The sequence below is a fragment of the Pseudomonas sp. TWR3-1-1 genome, from assembly GCF_049896545.1.
Classification (GTDB): Bacteria; Pseudomonadota; Gammaproteobacteria; order Pseudomonadales; family Pseudomonadaceae; genus Aquipseudomonas; species Aquipseudomonas weihenstephanensis.
Genome location: NZ_JAFCUO010000005.1, coordinates 135,143 through 151,053, shown reverse-complemented (window position 1 = coordinate 151,053; position 15,911 = coordinate 135,143). Strand labels below are relative to the sequence as shown.

At 54.2% G+C, this 15,911-nt stretch carries 16 protein-coding genes; 6 read left to right on the top strand and 10 right to left on the bottom strand.

Annotation, left to right across the window (positions count from 1 at the left end):
- Positions 1–70 precede the first annotated feature (70 nt).
- Positions 71–427: a hypothetical protein gene (locus ACP7A4_RS13390; protein ID WP_059763291.1), complete on the bottom strand. Its 357-nt coding sequence runs from the start codon at positions 425–427 to the stop codon at positions 71–73.
- Positions 428–936: 509 nt separating this feature from the next.
- Between ACP7A4_RS13390 and ACP7A4_RS13385 the strand changes: the two genes are divergently transcribed.
- Positions 937–5,793, top strand: a complete 4,857-nt coding sequence (locus ACP7A4_RS13385; RefSeq protein WP_059763290.1) for an NAD-glutamate dehydrogenase — start codon at positions 937–939, stop codon at positions 5,791–5,793.
- A gap of 71 nt (positions 5,794–5,864) precedes the next feature.
- On the opposite strand, the gene ACP7A4_RS13380 is transcribed toward ACP7A4_RS13385, so the two are convergent.
- Complete coding sequence (locus tag ACP7A4_RS13380; protein ID WP_426247331.1) at positions 5,865–6,128, bottom strand: DUF4404 family protein; 264 nt, start codon at positions 6,126–6,128, stop codon at positions 5,865–5,867.
- Positions 6,129–6,441: 313 nt separating this feature from the next.
- Here ACP7A4_RS13380 and ACP7A4_RS13375 point away from each other — a divergent pair, with 313 nt between their 5' ends.
- The 3 genes from ACP7A4_RS13375 (at position 6,442) to rssC (ending at position 9,100) form a co-directional block, all read left to right on the top strand.
- Entirely contained in the window at positions 6,442–7,131 is a 690-nt protein-coding gene (locus tag ACP7A4_RS13375) for an MlaA family lipoprotein (protein WP_059763288.1), read from the top strand.
- Between the two features lie 305 nt (positions 7,132–7,436).
- Positions 7,437–8,621 (top strand): two-component system response regulator RssB, encoded by a 1,185-nt coding sequence (gene rssB / locus ACP7A4_RS13370; RefSeq protein WP_059763287.1) that lies wholly within the window; start codon positions 7,437–7,439, stop codon positions 8,619–8,621.
- The gene (gene rssC / locus ACP7A4_RS13365) at positions 8,618–9,100 is read left to right on the top strand and encodes an anti-sigma factor antagonist RssC (protein WP_048364970.1); all 483 of its coding nucleotides are present in this window, start codon (positions 8,618–8,620) and stop codon (positions 9,098–9,100) included. Before rssB ends, rssC begins: the two co-directional genes overlap by 4 nt.
- 63 nt (positions 9,101–9,163) lie before the next feature.
- Here the strand turns inward: rssC and dusA are convergent, their stop codons facing one another.
- Positions 9,164–10,174 (bottom strand): tRNA dihydrouridine(20/20a) synthase DusA, encoded by a 1,011-nt coding sequence (gene dusA / locus ACP7A4_RS13360; protein WP_426247328.1) that lies wholly within the window; start codon positions 10,172–10,174, stop codon positions 9,164–9,166.
- Positions 10,175–10,274: 100 nt separating this feature from the next.
- On the opposite strand from dusA, the gene ACP7A4_RS13355 reads away from it, so the two are divergent.
- Positions 10,275–11,408, top strand: coding sequence for a site-specific integrase (locus ACP7A4_RS13355; protein ID WP_426247326.1), 1,134 nt, complete (start codon positions 10,275–10,277; stop codon positions 11,406–11,408).
- Here ACP7A4_RS13355 and ACP7A4_RS13350 read toward each other — a convergent pair.
- The 6 genes from ACP7A4_RS13350 to ACP7A4_RS13325 all read right to left on the bottom strand — a co-directional run bounded on the left by ACP7A4_RS13350 (position 11,386) and on the right by ACP7A4_RS13325 (position 13,508).
- Positions 11,386–11,670, bottom strand: coding sequence for a pyocin activator PrtN family protein (locus tag ACP7A4_RS13350; RefSeq protein WP_047275453.1), 285 nt, complete (start codon positions 11,668–11,670; stop codon positions 11,386–11,388). The genes ACP7A4_RS13355 and ACP7A4_RS13350 overlap by 23 nt on opposite strands.
- Before the next feature lie 286 nt (positions 11,671–11,956).
- Complete coding sequence (locus ACP7A4_RS13345; RefSeq protein ID WP_156466854.1) at positions 11,957–12,094, bottom strand: hypothetical protein; 138 nt, start codon at positions 12,092–12,094, stop codon at positions 11,957–11,959.
- A 42-nt stretch (positions 12,095–12,136) separates the two neighbouring features.
- Complete coding sequence (locus ACP7A4_RS13340) at positions 12,137–12,463, bottom strand: pyocin activator PrtN family protein (protein WP_426247324.1); 327 nt, start codon at positions 12,461–12,463, stop codon at positions 12,137–12,139.
- A complete protein-coding gene (locus ACP7A4_RS13335; protein ID WP_169964868.1) occupies positions 12,456–12,596 on the bottom strand; it encodes a hypothetical protein in 141 nt (46 codons plus the stop codon). The genes ACP7A4_RS13340 and ACP7A4_RS13335 overlap by 8 nt, the downstream gene beginning before the upstream one ends.
- A 25-nt stretch (positions 12,597–12,621) precedes the next feature.
- Positions 12,622–12,906 (bottom strand): phage antirepressor KilAC domain-containing protein, encoded by a 285-nt coding sequence (locus ACP7A4_RS13330; protein WP_426247322.1) that lies wholly within the window; start codon positions 12,904–12,906, stop codon positions 12,622–12,624.
- An 8-nt stretch (positions 12,907–12,914) separates the two neighbouring features.
- Positions 12,915–13,508, bottom strand: coding sequence for a hypothetical protein (locus ACP7A4_RS13325; RefSeq protein ID WP_426247320.1), 594 nt, complete (start codon positions 13,506–13,508; stop codon positions 12,915–12,917).
- A 337-nt stretch (positions 13,509–13,845) separates the two neighbouring features.
- On the opposite strand from ACP7A4_RS13325, the gene ACP7A4_RS13320 reads away from it, so the two are divergent.
- Positions 13,846–15,123: a hypothetical protein gene (locus tag ACP7A4_RS13320; RefSeq protein WP_426247318.1), complete on the top strand. Its 1,278-nt coding sequence runs from the start codon at positions 13,846–13,848 to the stop codon at positions 15,121–15,123.
- Here the strand turns inward: ACP7A4_RS13320 and ACP7A4_RS13315 are convergent.
- Positions 15,110–15,841, bottom strand: a complete 732-nt coding sequence (locus tag ACP7A4_RS13315) for a LexA family protein (protein WP_426247316.1) — start codon at positions 15,839–15,841, stop codon at positions 15,110–15,112. The two genes, ACP7A4_RS13320 and ACP7A4_RS13315, sit on opposite strands and share 14 nt — an antisense overlap.
- Between the last annotated feature and the right edge of the window lie 70 nt (positions 15,842–15,911).

The window sequence follows — 15,911 nt, the reverse complement described above, 5'->3', positions numbered from 1 at the left end:
TAGAAGCCCTGAGCGTTATGCCATAGGGCTTTACGTGCCCCCGGTGCCTGACCTGCCGGTTGAAGGCTGATCAGCTCAGCTCGCTGACGTAGGTGCCGGTGCCTTTGAGGATGTTGATCAGGGTTTGCTCGACGTCGGCCAGGCACGAAACATCGGTGCCGTGAGTGATTTCCAGATGATCATCGCCATTGAACACATCCGTGTCATCGGCGGCGACTTCGATCAGCAGGCGAGTAGGGCTTAGTGTCACTTTCACCCCGTCGAGCGACGAAAACTCGTCATTGAGGGTGATATCCAGTTCATCTTCGTCCGGGTAGCGACTCATCACGAACATGTCGTTTGGCGCGCTGATACAACAGAGCATTGCCATGTTGTCTTCTTCTTCATCGCATGGGTTGGCCAGCAAGTGGTCGGTGGTCATTTTCATGGGGCATTCCTGGCGCTGCGCGCGTGTAAAGCAATCAAACCGCGATTTTGCCAGCCTGCGCACTTTTGTGCTGATCTGAATGTCAAAGCAGGGCGTGCGGACGGCCGTGGCCGATCAGTCATTTCGCAGTCTGACAACAGATAAGCAGATTTTTCTGTGGGGATTTATCGTTTCGCAGTGCTAGGGTTGTTCATTCACCGTGCATGAGGTTGCATCCTGATGACCGAATATGTCGCAGCACCGCAAGCAGTGCGCACAGCTCACTCGTTAAGCTGCATCCGGGATAGCTATCTCTAAAGGCACAGTCGGCCAGTCCGGCAGTCGTTTTTGTAGATACCCTTCCTGGAACGTGAATGTGACCCCTGGGTCGCGGCCAGCTTCACCTCCCTGTCATGCTGATGATTCACGGTCAATTGCCAACCGAAGGCCGTGCGCAGTACTGGCAGCTCCCCATGCGGGAATAGCACGCGACGCGTCTCTCAATAACAAGCCCAAGCGGAGTACCACAGATGGCGTTCTTCACCGCAGCCAGCAAGGCCGACTTCCAGCATCAACTGCAAGCGGCACTGGCCCAGCACATCAGTGAACAGGCACTGCCACAAGTGGCGCTGTTTGCTGAACAATTCTTCGGCATCATTTCTCTGGATGAACTCACGCAACGTCGCATGTCCGACCTCGCCGGCTGTACGCTGTCGGCCTGGCGCCTGCTTGAACGTTTCGATCCGACCCAGCCCCAAGTGCGGGTCTACAACCCTGATTATGAGCGCCATGGCTGGCAGTCGACCCACACGGCGGTTGAAGTGCTGCACCACGATTTGCCCTTTCTGGTGGACTCGGTACGCACCGAGCTGAACCGTCGCGGCTACAGCATCCATACCTTGCAAACCACGGTGTTGAGCGTTCGCCGTGGCAGCAAGGGCGAATTGCTGGAGATACTGCCCAAGGGCACGCAGGGCGAAGGTATATCGCAAGAGTCGCTGATGTATCTGGAGATTGATCGCTGCTCCAATACAGCTGAATTGAATGTGTTGAGCAAAGAACTGGAACAGGTTCTGGGTGAAGTGCGCATCGCGGTGGCCGATTTTGAGCCGATGAAAGCCAAAGTCCAAGAGCTGCTGTCGAGCATTGATAGCTGCCAGTACGCGGTGGCCGAAGATGAAAAAGCCGAGATCAAGAGTTTCCTGCAATGGTTGGTCGGCAACCATTTCACCTTTCTCGGTTATGAAGAATTTGTAGTACGCGACGAAGCGGATGGCGGGCATATCGAATATGACCCGAATTCGTTCCTTGGCCTGACCAAGCTGCTGCGCGCCGGGCTGACCCCTGAAGACCTGCGCATCGAAGATTATGCGGTGAGCTACCTGCGCGAACCGACGTTGCTGTCGTTTGCCAAAGCCGCGCACCCCAGTCGTGTACATCGCCCGGCGTACCCGGATTATGTGTCGATCCGCCAGATCGATGCTGACGGCAACGTCGTGAAGGAATGTCGCTTCATGGGCCTCTACACCTCTTCGGTGTACGGCGAGAGCGTGCGTGAAATCCCGTATATCCGTCGCAAAGTGGCTGAAATAGAGCGTCGTTCGGGTTTCCAGCCCAAGGCACACTTGGGCAAAGAATTGGCGCAGGTAGTCGAAGTCCTGCCGCGCGACGACCTGTTCCAGACTCCGGTCGATGAGCTGTTCAGCACGGTGATGTCAATTGTGCAGATCCAGGAACGCAACAAGATTCGCGTGTTCCTGCGTAAAGACCCGTATGGCCGTTTCTGCTACTGCCTGGCCTATGTGCCGCGGGATGTCTACTCCACTGAAGTACGGCAGAAAATCCAACAAGTGCTGATGGACCGCCTGCAAGCATCGGACTGCGAATTCTGGACCTTCTTCTCGGAGTCGGTACTGGCGCGCGTGCAACTGATTCTGCGGGTTGATCCTAAAAACCGGATCGACATTGATCCGCTGTTGCTGGAAAAAGAAGTGATTCAAGCCTGCCGCAGCTGGCAGGACGATTACGCCAGCCTGGTGGTTGAAAGCTTCGGCGAAGCCAATGGCACCAAGGTGCTGACCGATTTCCCGAAAGGTTTCCCGGCAGGTTACCGCGAGCGCTTTGCCGCGCACTCGGCCGTGGTCGACATGCAACACCTGATGAGCCTCAGCGACAAGAACCCGCTGGTCATGAGCTTCTATCAGCCGCTGGGCCAGAGCGCCGGGCAAGAGCTGCACTGCAAGCTGTATCACGCCGATACGCCGTTGGCGCTGTCCGACGTGTTGCCGATTCTGGAAAACCTCGGTTTGCGCGTTCTGGGCGAGTTTCCGTACCGCTTGCGCCACGTCAATGGCCGTGAATTCTGGATCCATGATTTCGCCTTTACCGCGGGCGAAGGCTTGAATCTGGACATTCAGCAGCTCAACGACACGCTGCAAGACGCGTTCGTGCACATCGTGAGTGGCGACGCGGAAAACGATGCGTTCAACCGTCTGGTGCTGACGGCCGGCCTGCCTTGGCGCGATGTAGCGTTGCTGCGGGCCTACGCGCGTTACCTCAAGCAAATCCGCCTGGGTTTCGATCTGGGCTATATCGCCAGCACGTTGAACAACCACACCGACATCGCCCGCGAGCTGACGCGGTTGTTCAAGACGCGCTTCTATCTGGCGCGCAAGCTCACGGGTGAAGACCTCGAAGACAAGCAGCAGCGTCTGGAACAGGCGATTTTGACAGCGCTCGACGACGTTCAAGTGCTCAACGAAGACCGCATCCTGCGTCGCTACCTGGACCTGATCAAGGCCACGTTGCGCACCAACTTCTACCAGCCGGATGCCAACGGTCAAAACCGTTCGTATTTCAGCTTCAAGTTCAATCCGCATTTGATTCCTGAACTGCCCAAGCCGGTGCCGAAGTTCGAAATCTTTGTTTATTCGCCACGGGTTGAGGGTGTGCACCTGCGCTTCGGTAACGTAGCGCGTGGCGGTTTGCGCTGGTCGGACCGTGAAGAAGACTTCCGTACGGAAGTGTTGGGCCTGGTTAAAGCCCAACAGGTGAAGAACTCGGTCATTGTGCCGGTGGGCGCCAAAGGCGGGTTCGTACCGCGTCGCCTGCCTCTGGGCGGCGGTCGGGATGAGGTTCAGGCTGAGGCGATTGCCTGCTACCGGATCTTTATTTCCGGTCTGCTGGACATCACCGACAACTTGAAAGACGGCGCGTTGGTGCCGCCTTTGAACGTGGTTCGCCATGATGACGATGATCCGTACCTGGTGGTGGCAGCCGACAAAGGCACTGCTACGTTCTCCGACATCGCCAACGGCATCGCGATCGACTACGGCTTTTGGCTGGGCGATGCGTTCGCCTCGGGCGGCTCGGCCGGTTATGACCACAAGAAAATGGGCATTACCGCCAAAGGTGCCTGGGTGGGCGTTCAGCGCCACTTTAAAGAGCGCGGGATTAACGTTCAGCAAGACAGCATCAGTGTGGTCGGCGTGGGCGACATGGCCGGTGACGTGTTTGGTAACGGTTTGTTGATGTCCGACAAGCTGCAACTGGTCGCCGCCTTTAACCACCTGCACATCTTTATCGACCCTAACCCGCAGCCGGCCAACAGCTTTGCCGAGCGTCAACGCCTGTTCGACCTGCCGCGTTCGGCCTGGTCAGATTACGACACCAGCATCATGTCGGCAGGCGGCGGGATCTTCTCGCGTAGCGCGAAAAGCATCGCCATCTCGCCTGAGATGAAAGAGCGCTTTGCAATCACTGCCGACAAGTTGACCCCCACCGAATTGCTCAATGCCTTGCTTAAGGCGCCAGTCGACCTGTTGTGGAACGGCGGCATTGGCACTTACGTCAAGGCCAGCAGCGAAAGCCATGCCGATGTAGGCGACAAGGCTAACGATGCGTTGCGCGTCAACGGTAACGAGCTGCGCTGCAAAGTGGTAGGCGAGGGCGGCAACCTGGGCATGACCCAACTGGGGCGTGTTGAGTTCAACCTCAACGGCGGCGGTTCCAACACCGACTTCATCGACAACGCGGGCGGCGTGGACTGCTCTGACCACGAAGTGAATATCAAAATCCTGCTCAATGAAGTGGTGCAGGCGGGCGATATGACCGAGAAGCAGCGCAACCAGCTGCTGGGCAGCATGACTGACGAAGTCGGCGGCCTGGTCTTGGGCAACAACTATAAGCAGACGCAAGCCATCTCGTTGGCAGCGCGACGTGCTTATGAGCGGATCGCTGAATACAAGCGTCTGATGAACGATCTGGAAGCCCGTGGCAAGCTTGACCGTGCCATTGAGTTCCTGCCATCTGAAGAGCAGCTCAACGAGCGCGTTGCAGCGGGCCATGGTCTGACCCGTGCCGAGTTGTCGGTGCTGATCTCGTACAGCAAGATTGATCTCAAGGAGGCGCTGCTCAACTCGCAGGTGCCCGATGATGATTACCTGACCCGTGACATGGAAACGGCGTTCCCGCCGATGCTGGTGAGCAAGTTCGCCGACGCCATGCGCCGTCACCGTTTGAAGCGCGAAATCGTCAGCACCCAGATCGCCAACGATCTGGTCAATCACATGGGCATCACCTTTGTCGAGCGGCTTAAAGAGTCGACCGGCATGAGTGCAGCCAATGTGGCGGGTGCTTATGTGATCGTGCGCGACATTTTCCATCTCCCGCACTGGTTCCGTCAGATCGAAGCGCTGGACTATCAAGTGCCGGCTGAGATTCAGATGGCGCTGATGGATGAGCTGATGCGTCTGGGCCGCCGTGCAACCCGCTGGTTCTTGCGCAGCCGTCGCAATGAACTGGATGCCGCGCGCGATGTAGCGCATTTCGGCCCGCACCTGGCTGCGCTGGGCCTAAAACTCGATGAATTGCTGGAAGGCCCGACGCGCGAGGGCTGGCAGACCCGTTACCAGGCTTACGTAGAAGCGGGCGTGCCAGAGCTGTTGGCGCGCATGGTGGCGGGCACTACGCACCTGTACACCTTGCTGCCGATTATCGAGGCATCAGATGTGACCGGGCAAAATGCGGCGGACGTGGCCAAGGCGTATTTCGCCGTGGGCAGTGCGCTGGATTTGACCTGGTACTTGCAGCAGATCAGCAATCTGCCGGTCGAAAACAACTGGCAGGCGCTGGCTCGTGAAGCCTTCCGGGACGATATTGACTGGCAGCAGCGTGCGATTACTGTTTCGGTCTTGCAGATGACGGATGCTGGCGACAGCATCGAGGCGCGTCTGGCGCTGTGGCTTGAGCAAAATCAGTCGATGGTGGAGCGCTGGCGCTCCATGTTGGTGGACTTGCGTGCCGCCACGGGCAATGACTACGCGATGTATGCAGTCGCCAACCGTGAATTGCTGGACTTGGCAATGAGCGGCCAAACCGGTCTTTGATCGCCTGAGTGACAAAACAAAGCCCCGGCTCGGATGAGTCGGGGCTTTATTGTTTGCGGGCTGCGGTGAACTTAGATGCCCATGTTGCCCAAGGTCTGGACGATGTTACGCAATGTGGTGGCCAAGGTTGGATGGTCAAGTTCGAAGCGTTCTACCGTCAGGTTGACACTGTCGGCAAGGTTGGTGTCGTTGCTTGCAGACTCGAGGTTGAGCTGAGCCTCAATTTTCTGTGCCAGATCGTTAAGGTGGACGCGTTCTTCTTGAGAAAGGGGCGGGTTCTGATCGATTTGCTCGCGCAGGGCGTCGAGTTGTTGTTGCAGTTCGCGGGCAGGCATAGCGTTCATCCTTTATTGAGAGGCTGTTAGATAGACCGTTGTAATGAACAAAAGGTCGATCAAGCGGGTCTTTAGATTAATCCACTGATGCCCGATTGGCATGATCTCTATCACATTCACAGGAAAACACGGTGTTCAGCGCTCTTTGCCCTTAGATACCTGGCAGTGAACAGGGCATTTGTCGGTGCACAAGCCGGTGCTGAACTCAGGATGTTTATTTTAGGGGGCTGTCTGTCTGGCAATTGCCGTTATACTACCGCCCAGAACCAGGGCATAGCGCCCGAGTATTAGTGCTACCAAGGAGTTTTTTGCTATGCGCTGGAATGATCGTCTCGCTCAACTGTGCCTCTTTGCCGGTGTGGCCATGTTGCCATTTGCCGCGCATGCAGCGACTGAAGATGACCCGTGGGAAGGGGTCAATCGTGTCATTTTCAAGTTCAACGACACGCTGGATACCTATGCCTTGAAGCCAATTGCCCAAGGCTATCAATTCATCACCCCGCAATTTCTCGAAGATGGCATTCACAACATGTACCGAAATATCGGTGACGTGCGCAACCTGGCCAACGACGTGTTGCAGGTCAAGCCACATGCTGCCGGGGTAGACACCGCGCGCGTGTTGATGAACACCATTATCGGTGTGGGCGGCTTCTTTGATGTTGGCACCAAGATGGGCCTGCAACGCAACGATGAAGACTTCGGCCAGACCCTGGGTCACTGGGGTGTACCAAGCGGCCCATATGTTGTGCTGCCGTTGCTGGGCCCAAGCACCGTGCGTGATGCGGTCGCCATTTACCCGGATACCTACGCCGAACCGTACCGTTACATGAATGACATCCCGGCGCGCAACATGGCGATCGGGATGGACGTGATCGATACGCGCGCCAGCTTGCTGTCGGCAGAAAAACTGATCACCGGTGACAAGTACGTGTTCATTCGCAACGCTTATCTGCAAAACCGTGAATTCAAAGTTAAAGACGGGCAGGTTGAAGACGACTTTTAAGCCGTTTTCACCGTCATTCTAAAAGGCCCTTCGGGGCCTTTTTCAGCTTCTTGACCTCGGTTTTAGTAGCCGTTGGCAGGGTTCTTATAACCTTGGGGAATTTAACCTGTTGAGCGTTGCAGGCCGCTATCGGGCTGAGCTTGAAACCCCCCGCGGATGGGAGTACCGTCTGCGCCTTACACACGCACCTTTGTAGGATTGAGCAATGCTCATTTTGAGTTTAGGGTGTTCAAACCTACATTCAGTCGTTAAGCCTTTTTTATCCGGGCTTATACGCCAACCTCATTCTGGCGCCGTTTGCCCACATGCCAAAAACCAGTGCCACGCTGCTGATCATTGATGACGACGAAGTCGTGCGCGCCAGTTTGGCGGCCTATCTGGAAGACAGCGGATTCAGCATCCTCCAGGCCAGCAACGGCTTGCAGGGCCTTCAGGTGTTTGAGCAAGAGCAGCCAGACCTGATCATCTGTGATCTGCGGATGCCGCAAATGGGTGGCCTGGAACTGATACGCCAGGTGACTCAGCAGTCGGCCATAACGCCAGTGATCGTGATTTCTGGCGCGGGCGTCATGAGTGATGTGGTTGAAGCGCTGCGTCTGGGCGCGGCGGATTATTTAATCAAGCCACTCGAAGACCTGGCCGTGCTTGAACATTCCGTTCATCGGGCATTGGACCGGGCCAGATTGCTGCTTGAAAACCAGCGTTATCGCGACAAGCTTGAGTCGACCAATCGCGAACTCGAAGCCAGCTTGCACTTGTTACAAGAAGATCAGAACGCCGGTCGCCAAGTTCAGATGAACATGCTGCCGCCCAGCCCCTGGTCGATTGATGCGTTCGATTTTGCGCATCAGATCATTCCTTCCTTGTATTTATCAGGCGATTTTGTCGATTACTTCCGGGTTGACGAGCGGCGTGTTGCCTTTTATCTGGCAGATGTTTCGGGACATGGTGCTTCTTCTGCCTTTGTCACCGTGCTGCTCAAGTTCATGACCACGCGTTTGTTGTTTGAGTCCAAACGCAACGGCACATTGCCGGAGTTCAAGCCGTCAGAGGTGCTGGGGCATATCAATCGCGGGCTAATCAACTGCAAGCTCGGTAAGCATGTGACCATGGTTGGCGGCGTCATTGATGAAGAGACCGGCACGCTCACCTATAGCATTGGCGGGCACCTGCCGTTGCCGGTGCTCTATACGCCCGACAGCGTTGCATACTTGCAAGGTCGCGGATTGCCAGTAGGCTTGTTCAATGAGGCTACGTATGAAGATCATGTAATGACATTGCCGCACGTCTTCAGCCTTACGCTGATGTCGGACGGCATTTTGGATCTTTTGACCGAGCAGACGCTCAAAGAGAAAGAAGCCGCTTTGCCTCAATTGGTAAAAGCAGCGGGTGGCAGCCTGGACGGCCTGCGCCAAGTGTTTGGTTTAGCTACGCTCGGGGAGATGCCGGATGATATCGCCTTGTTAGTGTTAAGCAGGAATCTTAAATGAGTACCGGTAGAATTCAGTTTGCCGAACAGGATGGCACCTTCGTCCTGAAGTTTGTGGGTGAAGTGCGCCTGACCTTGTGTTCAGCACTGGACGCAACCATCGAGAGGATCTTCACGGCGCTGAACTTTTCGGCCATCGTGATCGACCTGACCGAGACGCGCAGCATCGACAGCACCACGCTGGGTTTATTGGCGAAACTGTCCATTTTGTCTCGCCAGAAAGTGGGCTTGTTACCGACAGTGGTGACCACTCACGAAGACATCACGCGGCTGTTGCAATCTATGGGTTTCGATCAGGTTTTCAATATCATTGAAACGCCCTTGCCGTGCCCTGACTGCCTGACAGATCTGCCTTCGCAGGACCAGTCCGAAGAGATTGTGAAAGTCAAAGTGCTCGAAGCACACAAAATATTGATGAGCCTTAACGATACCAATCGCGAAGCGTTCCATGATTTGGTCAATGCCCTCGAGCGACATTGATGCACATGCGCAAAAAAAGGAGCCGTTCAGTGCAGGAGCGGCTCCTTTTTTGTATCTAATCGTTTATCGGCCTTCCAGCAACTCACCTGCTTGATCAAGCAGCGCCAGTGGGTCTTGGGCTTTGTGAATATCCACAGACAACAACTGGCGGAAACGACGGGCGCCAGGAAAGCCTTGGCCCAATCCTAAAATGTGTCGAGTGATGTGATGCATCGCACCACCTGCGCCGATATGCTCGGCGATGTAGGGTCGCAGCAAGGCTAATGCTTGAGCGCGGGTCACGACGGGCTGTGTGCAACCAAACAATTTTTGATCGACCTCGGCCAGAATGTACGGGTTGTGATAAGCCTCGCGTCCCAGCATCACGCCGTCAAAGACCTGCAAATGATCGATGCACTGATCAAGTGTCTTTATCCCGCCGTTGAGAATGATCTCCAGGTCAGGGAAGTCGGTCTTCAACTGCGCCGCCACGTCGTAGCGTAACGGTGGAATATCGCGATTCTCTTTAGGCGAAAGTCCTTCAAGAATGGCGATGCGGGCATGCACTGTAAAACTGTTGCAACCCGCTTCGCGCACAGTTGCGACGAAATCACACAGCTGGGCATAACTATCGCGTCCGTTAATCCCGATACGGTGTTTAACCGTTACAGGGATAGACACAGCGTCGCGCATCGCCTTCACGCAATCGGCCACCAGCGCGGGATGCGCCATCAAACATGCGCCAATCATATTGTTTTGCACCCGATCACTTGGGCATCCGACGTTAAGATTGACCTCTTCATAACCTGCTTCTTGCGCCAAACGTGCACACGCCGCCAAATCGGTGGCAGTGCTGCCGCCGAGTTGTAAAGCCAGTGGATGCTCAGACACGTCGTGACGTAAAAACCGCTCCGCATCGCCATGCAGGAGCGCGCCAGTGGTCACCATTTCGGTATAAAGAAGAGCGTTTTTAGACAGCAGTCGCAAGAAGAAACGACAATGACGATCTGTCCAATCCATCATAGGTGCAACAGAAAACCTCCTAGATACCGAATCTAGTGGGCAGGCTAGGTTTTCTGCGGGTTTGGTGTGCATTCGGGTAACTCTCATTCACTACTGTTTACCGCTGTTTTTGCTTGTTTTTGAATGCTCGTTGCTACAATGTAGCAAATCCGAATATTCGTGTAGCAAAATCATGGGCACTATCACCGTTCGCAAGCGCAGAGATGGATCGACGGGTTACACCGCGCAGATCCGCATCATGCAAAAGGGTGTGACAGTTTATCAGGAAAGCCAGACGTTCGACCGCAAGGCGACCGCGCAGGCTTGGATTAAGCGTGTCGAAACTGAAATGTCAGTTCCTGGAGCAATCGAGAGGGCCAATCGATCAGGTGTGACGGTCAAGGAGATGATCGACCGCTACCTTTTGGAGTACGAAAAGCTGAGGCCGCTAGGGAAGACCAAGCGCGCCACACTCAAGGCTATCGGTGAAACCTGGTTAGGCAAGCTGCAGGATAGAGAGATCACCAGTCAGAAGCTGGTGGAGTACGCTGATGGACGAATGACGAACGATGGCATACAGGCGCAGACCGTGGGCAATGACTTGGCTCACTTGGGTGCCGTGCTTTCTGTGGCGCGGCCAGCGTGGGGCTATGACATCGATCCAATGGCCATGCCCGATGCGCGCAAGGTATTGCGCAAGATGGGCGCGGTGACACGCAGCAAGGAAAGGAACCGTCGCCCAACACTTGAAGAGCTGGATAAGCTGTTTCAATACTTCGGTGAGATGCGAGACCGGCGCAAGCAGGAAATAGACATGGTTCGGGTGACAGCCTTTGCGCTGTTCTCTACGCGTCGACAGGAAGAAATCACGCGCATCAAATGGAATGCCTTAGATGAACAGCGCCAGATGGTTCTGATCACTGATATGAAGAATCCGGGTCAGAAGTACGGCAATGACGTTTGGTGCCATGTCCCGGATGAAGCGTGGCGAATCATGCAGTCGATGCCTAAAGTTGCAGAGGATGTCTTCCCATACAACTCACGGTCTATCTCGGCATCCTTTACCCGAGCCTGCCACTTTCTTGAGATCGATGACCTGCACTTTCATGACCTTCGCCACGATGGTGTCAGCCGCCTATTTGAAATGGGCTGGGATATCCCGAAAGTGGCCTCTGTATCTGGCCACCGGGACTGGAATTCAATGCGCAGATATACGCACTTGAAAGGGAATGGCGATCCTTACGAAAACTGGTCTTGGCTGGAGACGATAGTAACGGGCCCCATCATTGAGGCCCGGAAGCGAATCAAGAAGCGCGGCGTAGACTAGAGTTGCGCATCAGCTTGTCATGCTCCGTACGAGCACGTGCATGCTGGGTATCCAGATAGGCAGCCAGGTCGGCAAGGTGAACCCCGCGTGCTGATTTTTGGCTGCGTTCGATGGCTACAAGTGGCAGGTCAATCTGGCCTGCTGCGACTTTCATCTTCATCTTTTCGGGTGTCAGATGGCTAAAGTAGTCAGCGCACACTCGCTCAAGAGGAATGATTGCCTGGCCGCCATACTGCGCAAGTAGCAGAAATTGAGTATTCATAGTTCCACCGCCTGAACGTCGGCTGCTGATAGAGATTCAATTGATATTGTTTGGTGCCCATACCCCACCACAAGCTGCGCGAGCGGGCGGTTTTGAGCGTTTAGCGTTGCATCAACACGCGCTGCCCGGCGCAGCTTTACGTGGGGTATAAGCACTCCCGCAGTGGCGCGAAGGGCGTTAATAACGCCTGTTGCTGCGCAACAGAGACTGTTTTTTACAGGCGTGTCGCTCCCGCTTTCGATGCAGAGCAAAGCGGGCGCGGTTGGGGTGTTTGTCTGTGAGGGCATCATCCCGCTTTCCTCCGGGTGCTGGCACCGTGTTGATGTTTGCGGCCATCGGCCAGGCCGGTCTTGTAGCCGGTCCAGTACAAAAAGGCCGCGTTGAAGGCCAGAAAAATCAGCGCGTAAATCTGTGTCGAAGTCATGTGGTGTGCTCCTGGTACTTGGCTGGTGGTGGCAGCGTTGGCTCAGTTTTTGGGTTCAGCCGCATCGCTGTGCGCTTTGCCCATCTCTTCGTCCGCCTTGTAGGCGCGGATGTCGATCAGGGCGGCCACGTGTTTGATGTGAGCAAACTTGGTGGCCTTGCGGCTGCTGTCGAGTGTGGTGATGGGCAGTTGAATCCGGCCGCTGATGATTTCTGCGATGAACGACTGTTCGTTCAGGTAGCGAAAGTACTGTTCGCGCAGCTTGTCGAGGGGGATCAGCACGTCACCGAAGTTGCGATACAGCAGCTCAACGGTGGCCGCGTCCGGTGCTGGCACTAGCCGCAGCGGGCTTTGGTTGGCGTTATTCATGGGTGGGCGCGCTCGTTTTGGGTGGGCGACGGGTCGGATGATTCCAGGCGTTCAGGCAGTGGCGCTTGGTGAGTTCGCGCAAATGCTCCGGCACTTCAAGGAGCGCTGCGTTGCGCTCCTCGCGTGTCGGCATGGCCACGATCTGCCGCGCGTATTCCCTAGGCCACGTCACGGTGGTCAGCCGCAATCGGTGGCAGGGCCAGGCCCAACTGGTCGGCCAGCCATGCGATACCGGGCTGACGTACCCGGGTCGACTGGCTGTACTGCATGCCGAGTTCAGCGTGGAACCAGTTGCTGTCCTTGACCCGTAAAAACTCGCGATCCCGAACCGGGAAGGCGGGCAAGTTACGGTCATTGAGCAAGCCTTTATCGCGCATCAACTTGATCAGCTTGGGCCGCGTTGTTCCCAGGTGCGCGGCCGCTTTGGCGAGGGTGCGTTCCATACCACCTCCTAAGCGGCGAGCGCGGCAGGAACCACCGACGCAGCCAAGTGGGTGAGGGACTGCATCAGCCGATCAACGCAGTGTTGCTCGTCGCCATAGGCCGTAAAGCACTGGGTATGTGGGCACGTGTCGCCGGCGACGATGATCGCTGTGATGCCCTTACGGCTAAGGGTGCGGTGCACAGCCACTCGGACGTCCTCATCGAAACCGATATCGAGCAGCAACGAGCCGCCGTTACGCACCAACTGGTGCAACTGCTCGTGTTGCATGCCATCTAGTAACTGGCCGCGCTCGACAGACTCCGTATTCTCACGGCGTGTCGCCGGTTCGGTTGTGTCCATGCAGCCGTGGGCGATGCATTCAATGAAGTCCGCCAGCACTCGGCACGTGTCCTGATCGGTGTCGTACACCGTCAGGCTGTGTTTTTCGGTGCCTGTGATGATGGTAAAGAGCGTACCGGTCGGTGCGCGCTCAACCTGGAGAGCGAAACTCCACGGCTGGTTGATGTTTTTGAAGCGGCAGGTGTGGTTAAACATGCCGTTCAAATTGACTTGGGCAGCCAGCAGGCGAAGCGTGTTGTCCGGAAGGGAAAGGCGATTCATGCCGCATGCCCTCCGTTGTTCGGATCGAAGGGGGCAGGGCGGTTGCTGTTCGGTACAAGCCTGGGCTTGCGGTTATGGAGGACGACCAAGCAGCCGGTGGTGATTTGCAGCTGCTCGATCAGTCGACGGTTACTGGCACACGTTGGATGGACGTGCAGGGTTGCTGTGGTGTGCATGGTGCTGCCTCGCTCTGTGGTGGGAGAGTGAAGCAAATATCAACCACAGGTTGATTTGTGTCAACAGCAATAATTCTGGCCTCGAAAATTCTTGGATTGCGACGCTATAGCTTTTGATGCCAAAATAATGGCACTACAAATTCATTGCTGAGTCTTAGATCATGGATGTTTATAAGGTGGAATACCTTTCGGTAATTAGATCTAAAGAGAACTTCTGCAAATCTATACCATCTTTTAATAATCTTATTCAGTCATATGATAATATAAAAATTACACCTGGGAAGATAAAATTTGAAGGAGTAATTTTTAGTTATGATGTTCAATATGGTGAAATTGTTGACGGTGCTCAAAGATACTTTCATGTGAAGCTTGGGTGTGATGATGCGAAGTATCTTGATTCTTTTAAGTGTCTTTTGCGATCTGTAAGAGCGTTGCTTACAAAGGCAAGTGATAAGCCACCAGAAGTATTATGGGATGATACCAGCAGTGAATTGTCAGCTTTAGCGTACCCTATCATACATGAGTTGGAAAATATGATGCGCAAGCTCATTACCAAATTTATGTTGATAACAGTTGGCCTTGCATGGACAAAGGATGCAGTACCTAGGGAAGTGTCCGAATCATTAAAAAACAAGCGAGATATAAGTCAGAATTATCTGTATGAGGCAGACTTTATACAGTTATCAAATTTCCTTTTTAAAGAATACTCTACAGCTAATTCTAGGACTCTTGTTGAGAAGCTTAGTGTTGTGGAAAATATTGATCAGCTCCAATTGGATGAGTTAAAAGAACTTGTTCCTAGATCAAATTGGGAAAGATATTTCTCGCCAATTGTTGACTGCAAAAGTGACTACCTTCAACCGCGTTGGGAAAGGCTATATATTCTAAGGTGCATCGTTGCTCATAATAACTTTATGACATCGGCGGATTACTCTGAAATTTGTCGATTAGCAAAAGAAGTTAAAGATAAATTAGTGCAGGCTTTAGAAGGCTTGGATTTGGACAAGGTTCAAGTTTCAAGTGAGCAGAAGGAAGATGTGGCTGAGAATATTGCAAGTTCAATGAGTGCGGTTGTTGGTGATTTTATAGTGGCGTGGAATGCAGTATATGAGTTGATCTTTAAGTTGGCTTATCTTTCTGATAGCGAGGTGGGTAGACTTAGTATTACAAAACGCGAACGTTTTAGTGCTGCGGTTTTCGCATTGGGCCTACTCAAGGATGGTGTGATAGATAAGGAGGTGTCTGAAGAAATAGCGCACCTGCATTCTATTAGGAATTTGGTGGTGCATAACTCAGCATATATGTCGGGTGAAATTGATTTAAACACATCCTTGAACAAGCTAAATGCCTTGAAAGCCAAGCTTGGTTTTCTGATTGAAATTTATACTGAAGGACATGTGCATGATGAGCCTGTTTTAGCGACTGCTACTCAGGTATGAACGACCCAACCACCTTTCCACAAATATGCGTCTCTTCCGTAATATCAATGATTGGATATTGCGGATTGATCGGGCGCAGATAAAACCGTGTTGCATCCTCTACCAGTACTTTGAAGGTCACTTCATTGGTACGTGGAACCCGCGCAACCACTCGATCCCCTGTATTGGCTGGCACTTCTGGATCAACAAAAATAATGCAGCCAGTCGGGTAGCTTCTACCGGGGCCTGGGTTAGTCATTGAGTCACCCAAGACTCTGAGTGCATAACCATTCTGACTAATAGGCACAGGGCAGGAAAGCCACTCATCCGCATCATAGGGTTCAAAGTTGCAGATGGACTCGCACCAAGCCCCAGCCTGCACCCAGGAAATGAGCGGCACCTTACCAAAGCGTTCAAGCATGCCGCTCACGTTGCTGTCGTCACCAACTCGCAGTTGATGAACATTGCCTTCGCCTATCTGCTCTTTAGGCAGAACACCGTACTCCAGCCATTCACGGCGAACCTTCAGCCAGTCGCACAGCGCGACCATGCTGTCTGCCTCGGCCATCGCTTCGCCGTTCAGCCATTTACTGATTGCTTGGGTAGTTTTGTTCACCCCCACGCTTTTCAGGCGCTTGTGAATGTCCACTCCGCGTCCACGGGCGCGAACCCCGGCGGCGTCGAGTGCTTCATGTAGGCGCGCGCTAAATGCGGCGCGTAGCTTATCTTTATCAACCATAGGTTGAGGCTCTCATAGAGCTTGCGCAAAAGTCAGTTGATGTTTAATATCAACCGCGAGTTGATAAGTA

What these genes read in the sequence shown, in the direction of transcription:
- dusA (WP_426247328.1), bottom strand. Translation starts at nt 10,174, where the DNA reads ATGCACACCAAACCCGCAGAAAACCTAGCCTGCCCACTAGATTCGGTA.
- ACP7A4_RS13340 (WP_426247324.1), bottom strand. Translation starts at nt 12,463, where the DNA reads ATGAATAACGCCAACCAAAGCCCGCTGCGGCTAGTGCCAGCACCGGAC.
- rssB (WP_059763287.1), top strand. Translation starts at nt 7,437, where the DNA reads ATGCCAAAAACCAGTGCCACGCTGCTGATCATTGATGACGACGAAGTC.
- ACP7A4_RS13375 (WP_059763288.1), top strand. Translation starts at nt 6,442, where the DNA reads ATGCGCTGGAATGATCGTCTCGCTCAACTGTGCCTCTTTGCCGGTGTG.
- ACP7A4_RS13380 (WP_426247331.1), bottom strand. Translation starts at nt 6,128, where the DNA reads ATGCCTGCCCGCGAACTGCAACAACAACTCGACGCCCTGCGCGAGCAA.
- ACP7A4_RS13350 (WP_047275453.1), bottom strand. Translation starts at nt 11,670, where the DNA reads ATGAATACTCAATTTCTGCTACTTGCGCAGTATGGCGGCCAGGCAATC.
- ACP7A4_RS13320 (WP_426247318.1), top strand. Translation starts at nt 13,846, where the DNA reads ATGGATGTTTATAAGGTGGAATACCTTTCGGTAATTAGATCTAAAGAG.
- rssC (WP_048364970.1), top strand. Translation starts at nt 8,618, where the DNA reads ATGAGTACCGGTAGAATTCAGTTTGCCGAACAGGATGGCACCTTCGTC.
- ACP7A4_RS13325 (WP_426247320.1), bottom strand. Translation starts at nt 13,508, where the DNA reads ATGAATCGCCTTTCCCTTCCGGACAACACGCTTCGCCTGCTGGCTGCC.
- ACP7A4_RS13390 (WP_059763291.1), bottom strand. Translation starts at nt 427, where the DNA reads ATGAAAATGACCACCGACCACTTGCTGGCCAACCCATGCGATGAAGAA.
- ACP7A4_RS13385 (WP_059763290.1), top strand. Translation starts at nt 937, where the DNA reads ATGGCGTTCTTCACCGCAGCCAGCAAGGCCGACTTCCAGCATCAACTG.
- ACP7A4_RS13330 (WP_426247322.1), bottom strand. Translation starts at nt 12,906, where the DNA reads ATGGAACGCACCCTCGCCAAAGCGGCCGCGCACCTGGGAACAACGCGG.
- ACP7A4_RS13355 (WP_426247326.1), top strand. Translation starts at nt 10,275, where the DNA reads ATGGGCACTATCACCGTTCGCAAGCGCAGAGATGGATCGACGGGTTAC.
- ACP7A4_RS13315 (WP_426247316.1), bottom strand. Translation starts at nt 15,841, where the DNA reads ATGGTTGATAAAGATAAGCTACGCGCCGCATTTAGCGCGCGCCTACAT.
- ACP7A4_RS13345 (WP_156466854.1), bottom strand. Translation starts at nt 12,094, where the DNA reads ATGACTTCGACACAGATTTACGCGCTGATTTTTCTGGCCTTCAACGCG.
- ACP7A4_RS13335 (WP_169964868.1), bottom strand. Translation starts at nt 12,596, where the DNA reads ATGCCGACACGCGAGGAGCGCAACGCAGCGCTCCTTGAAGTGCCGGAG.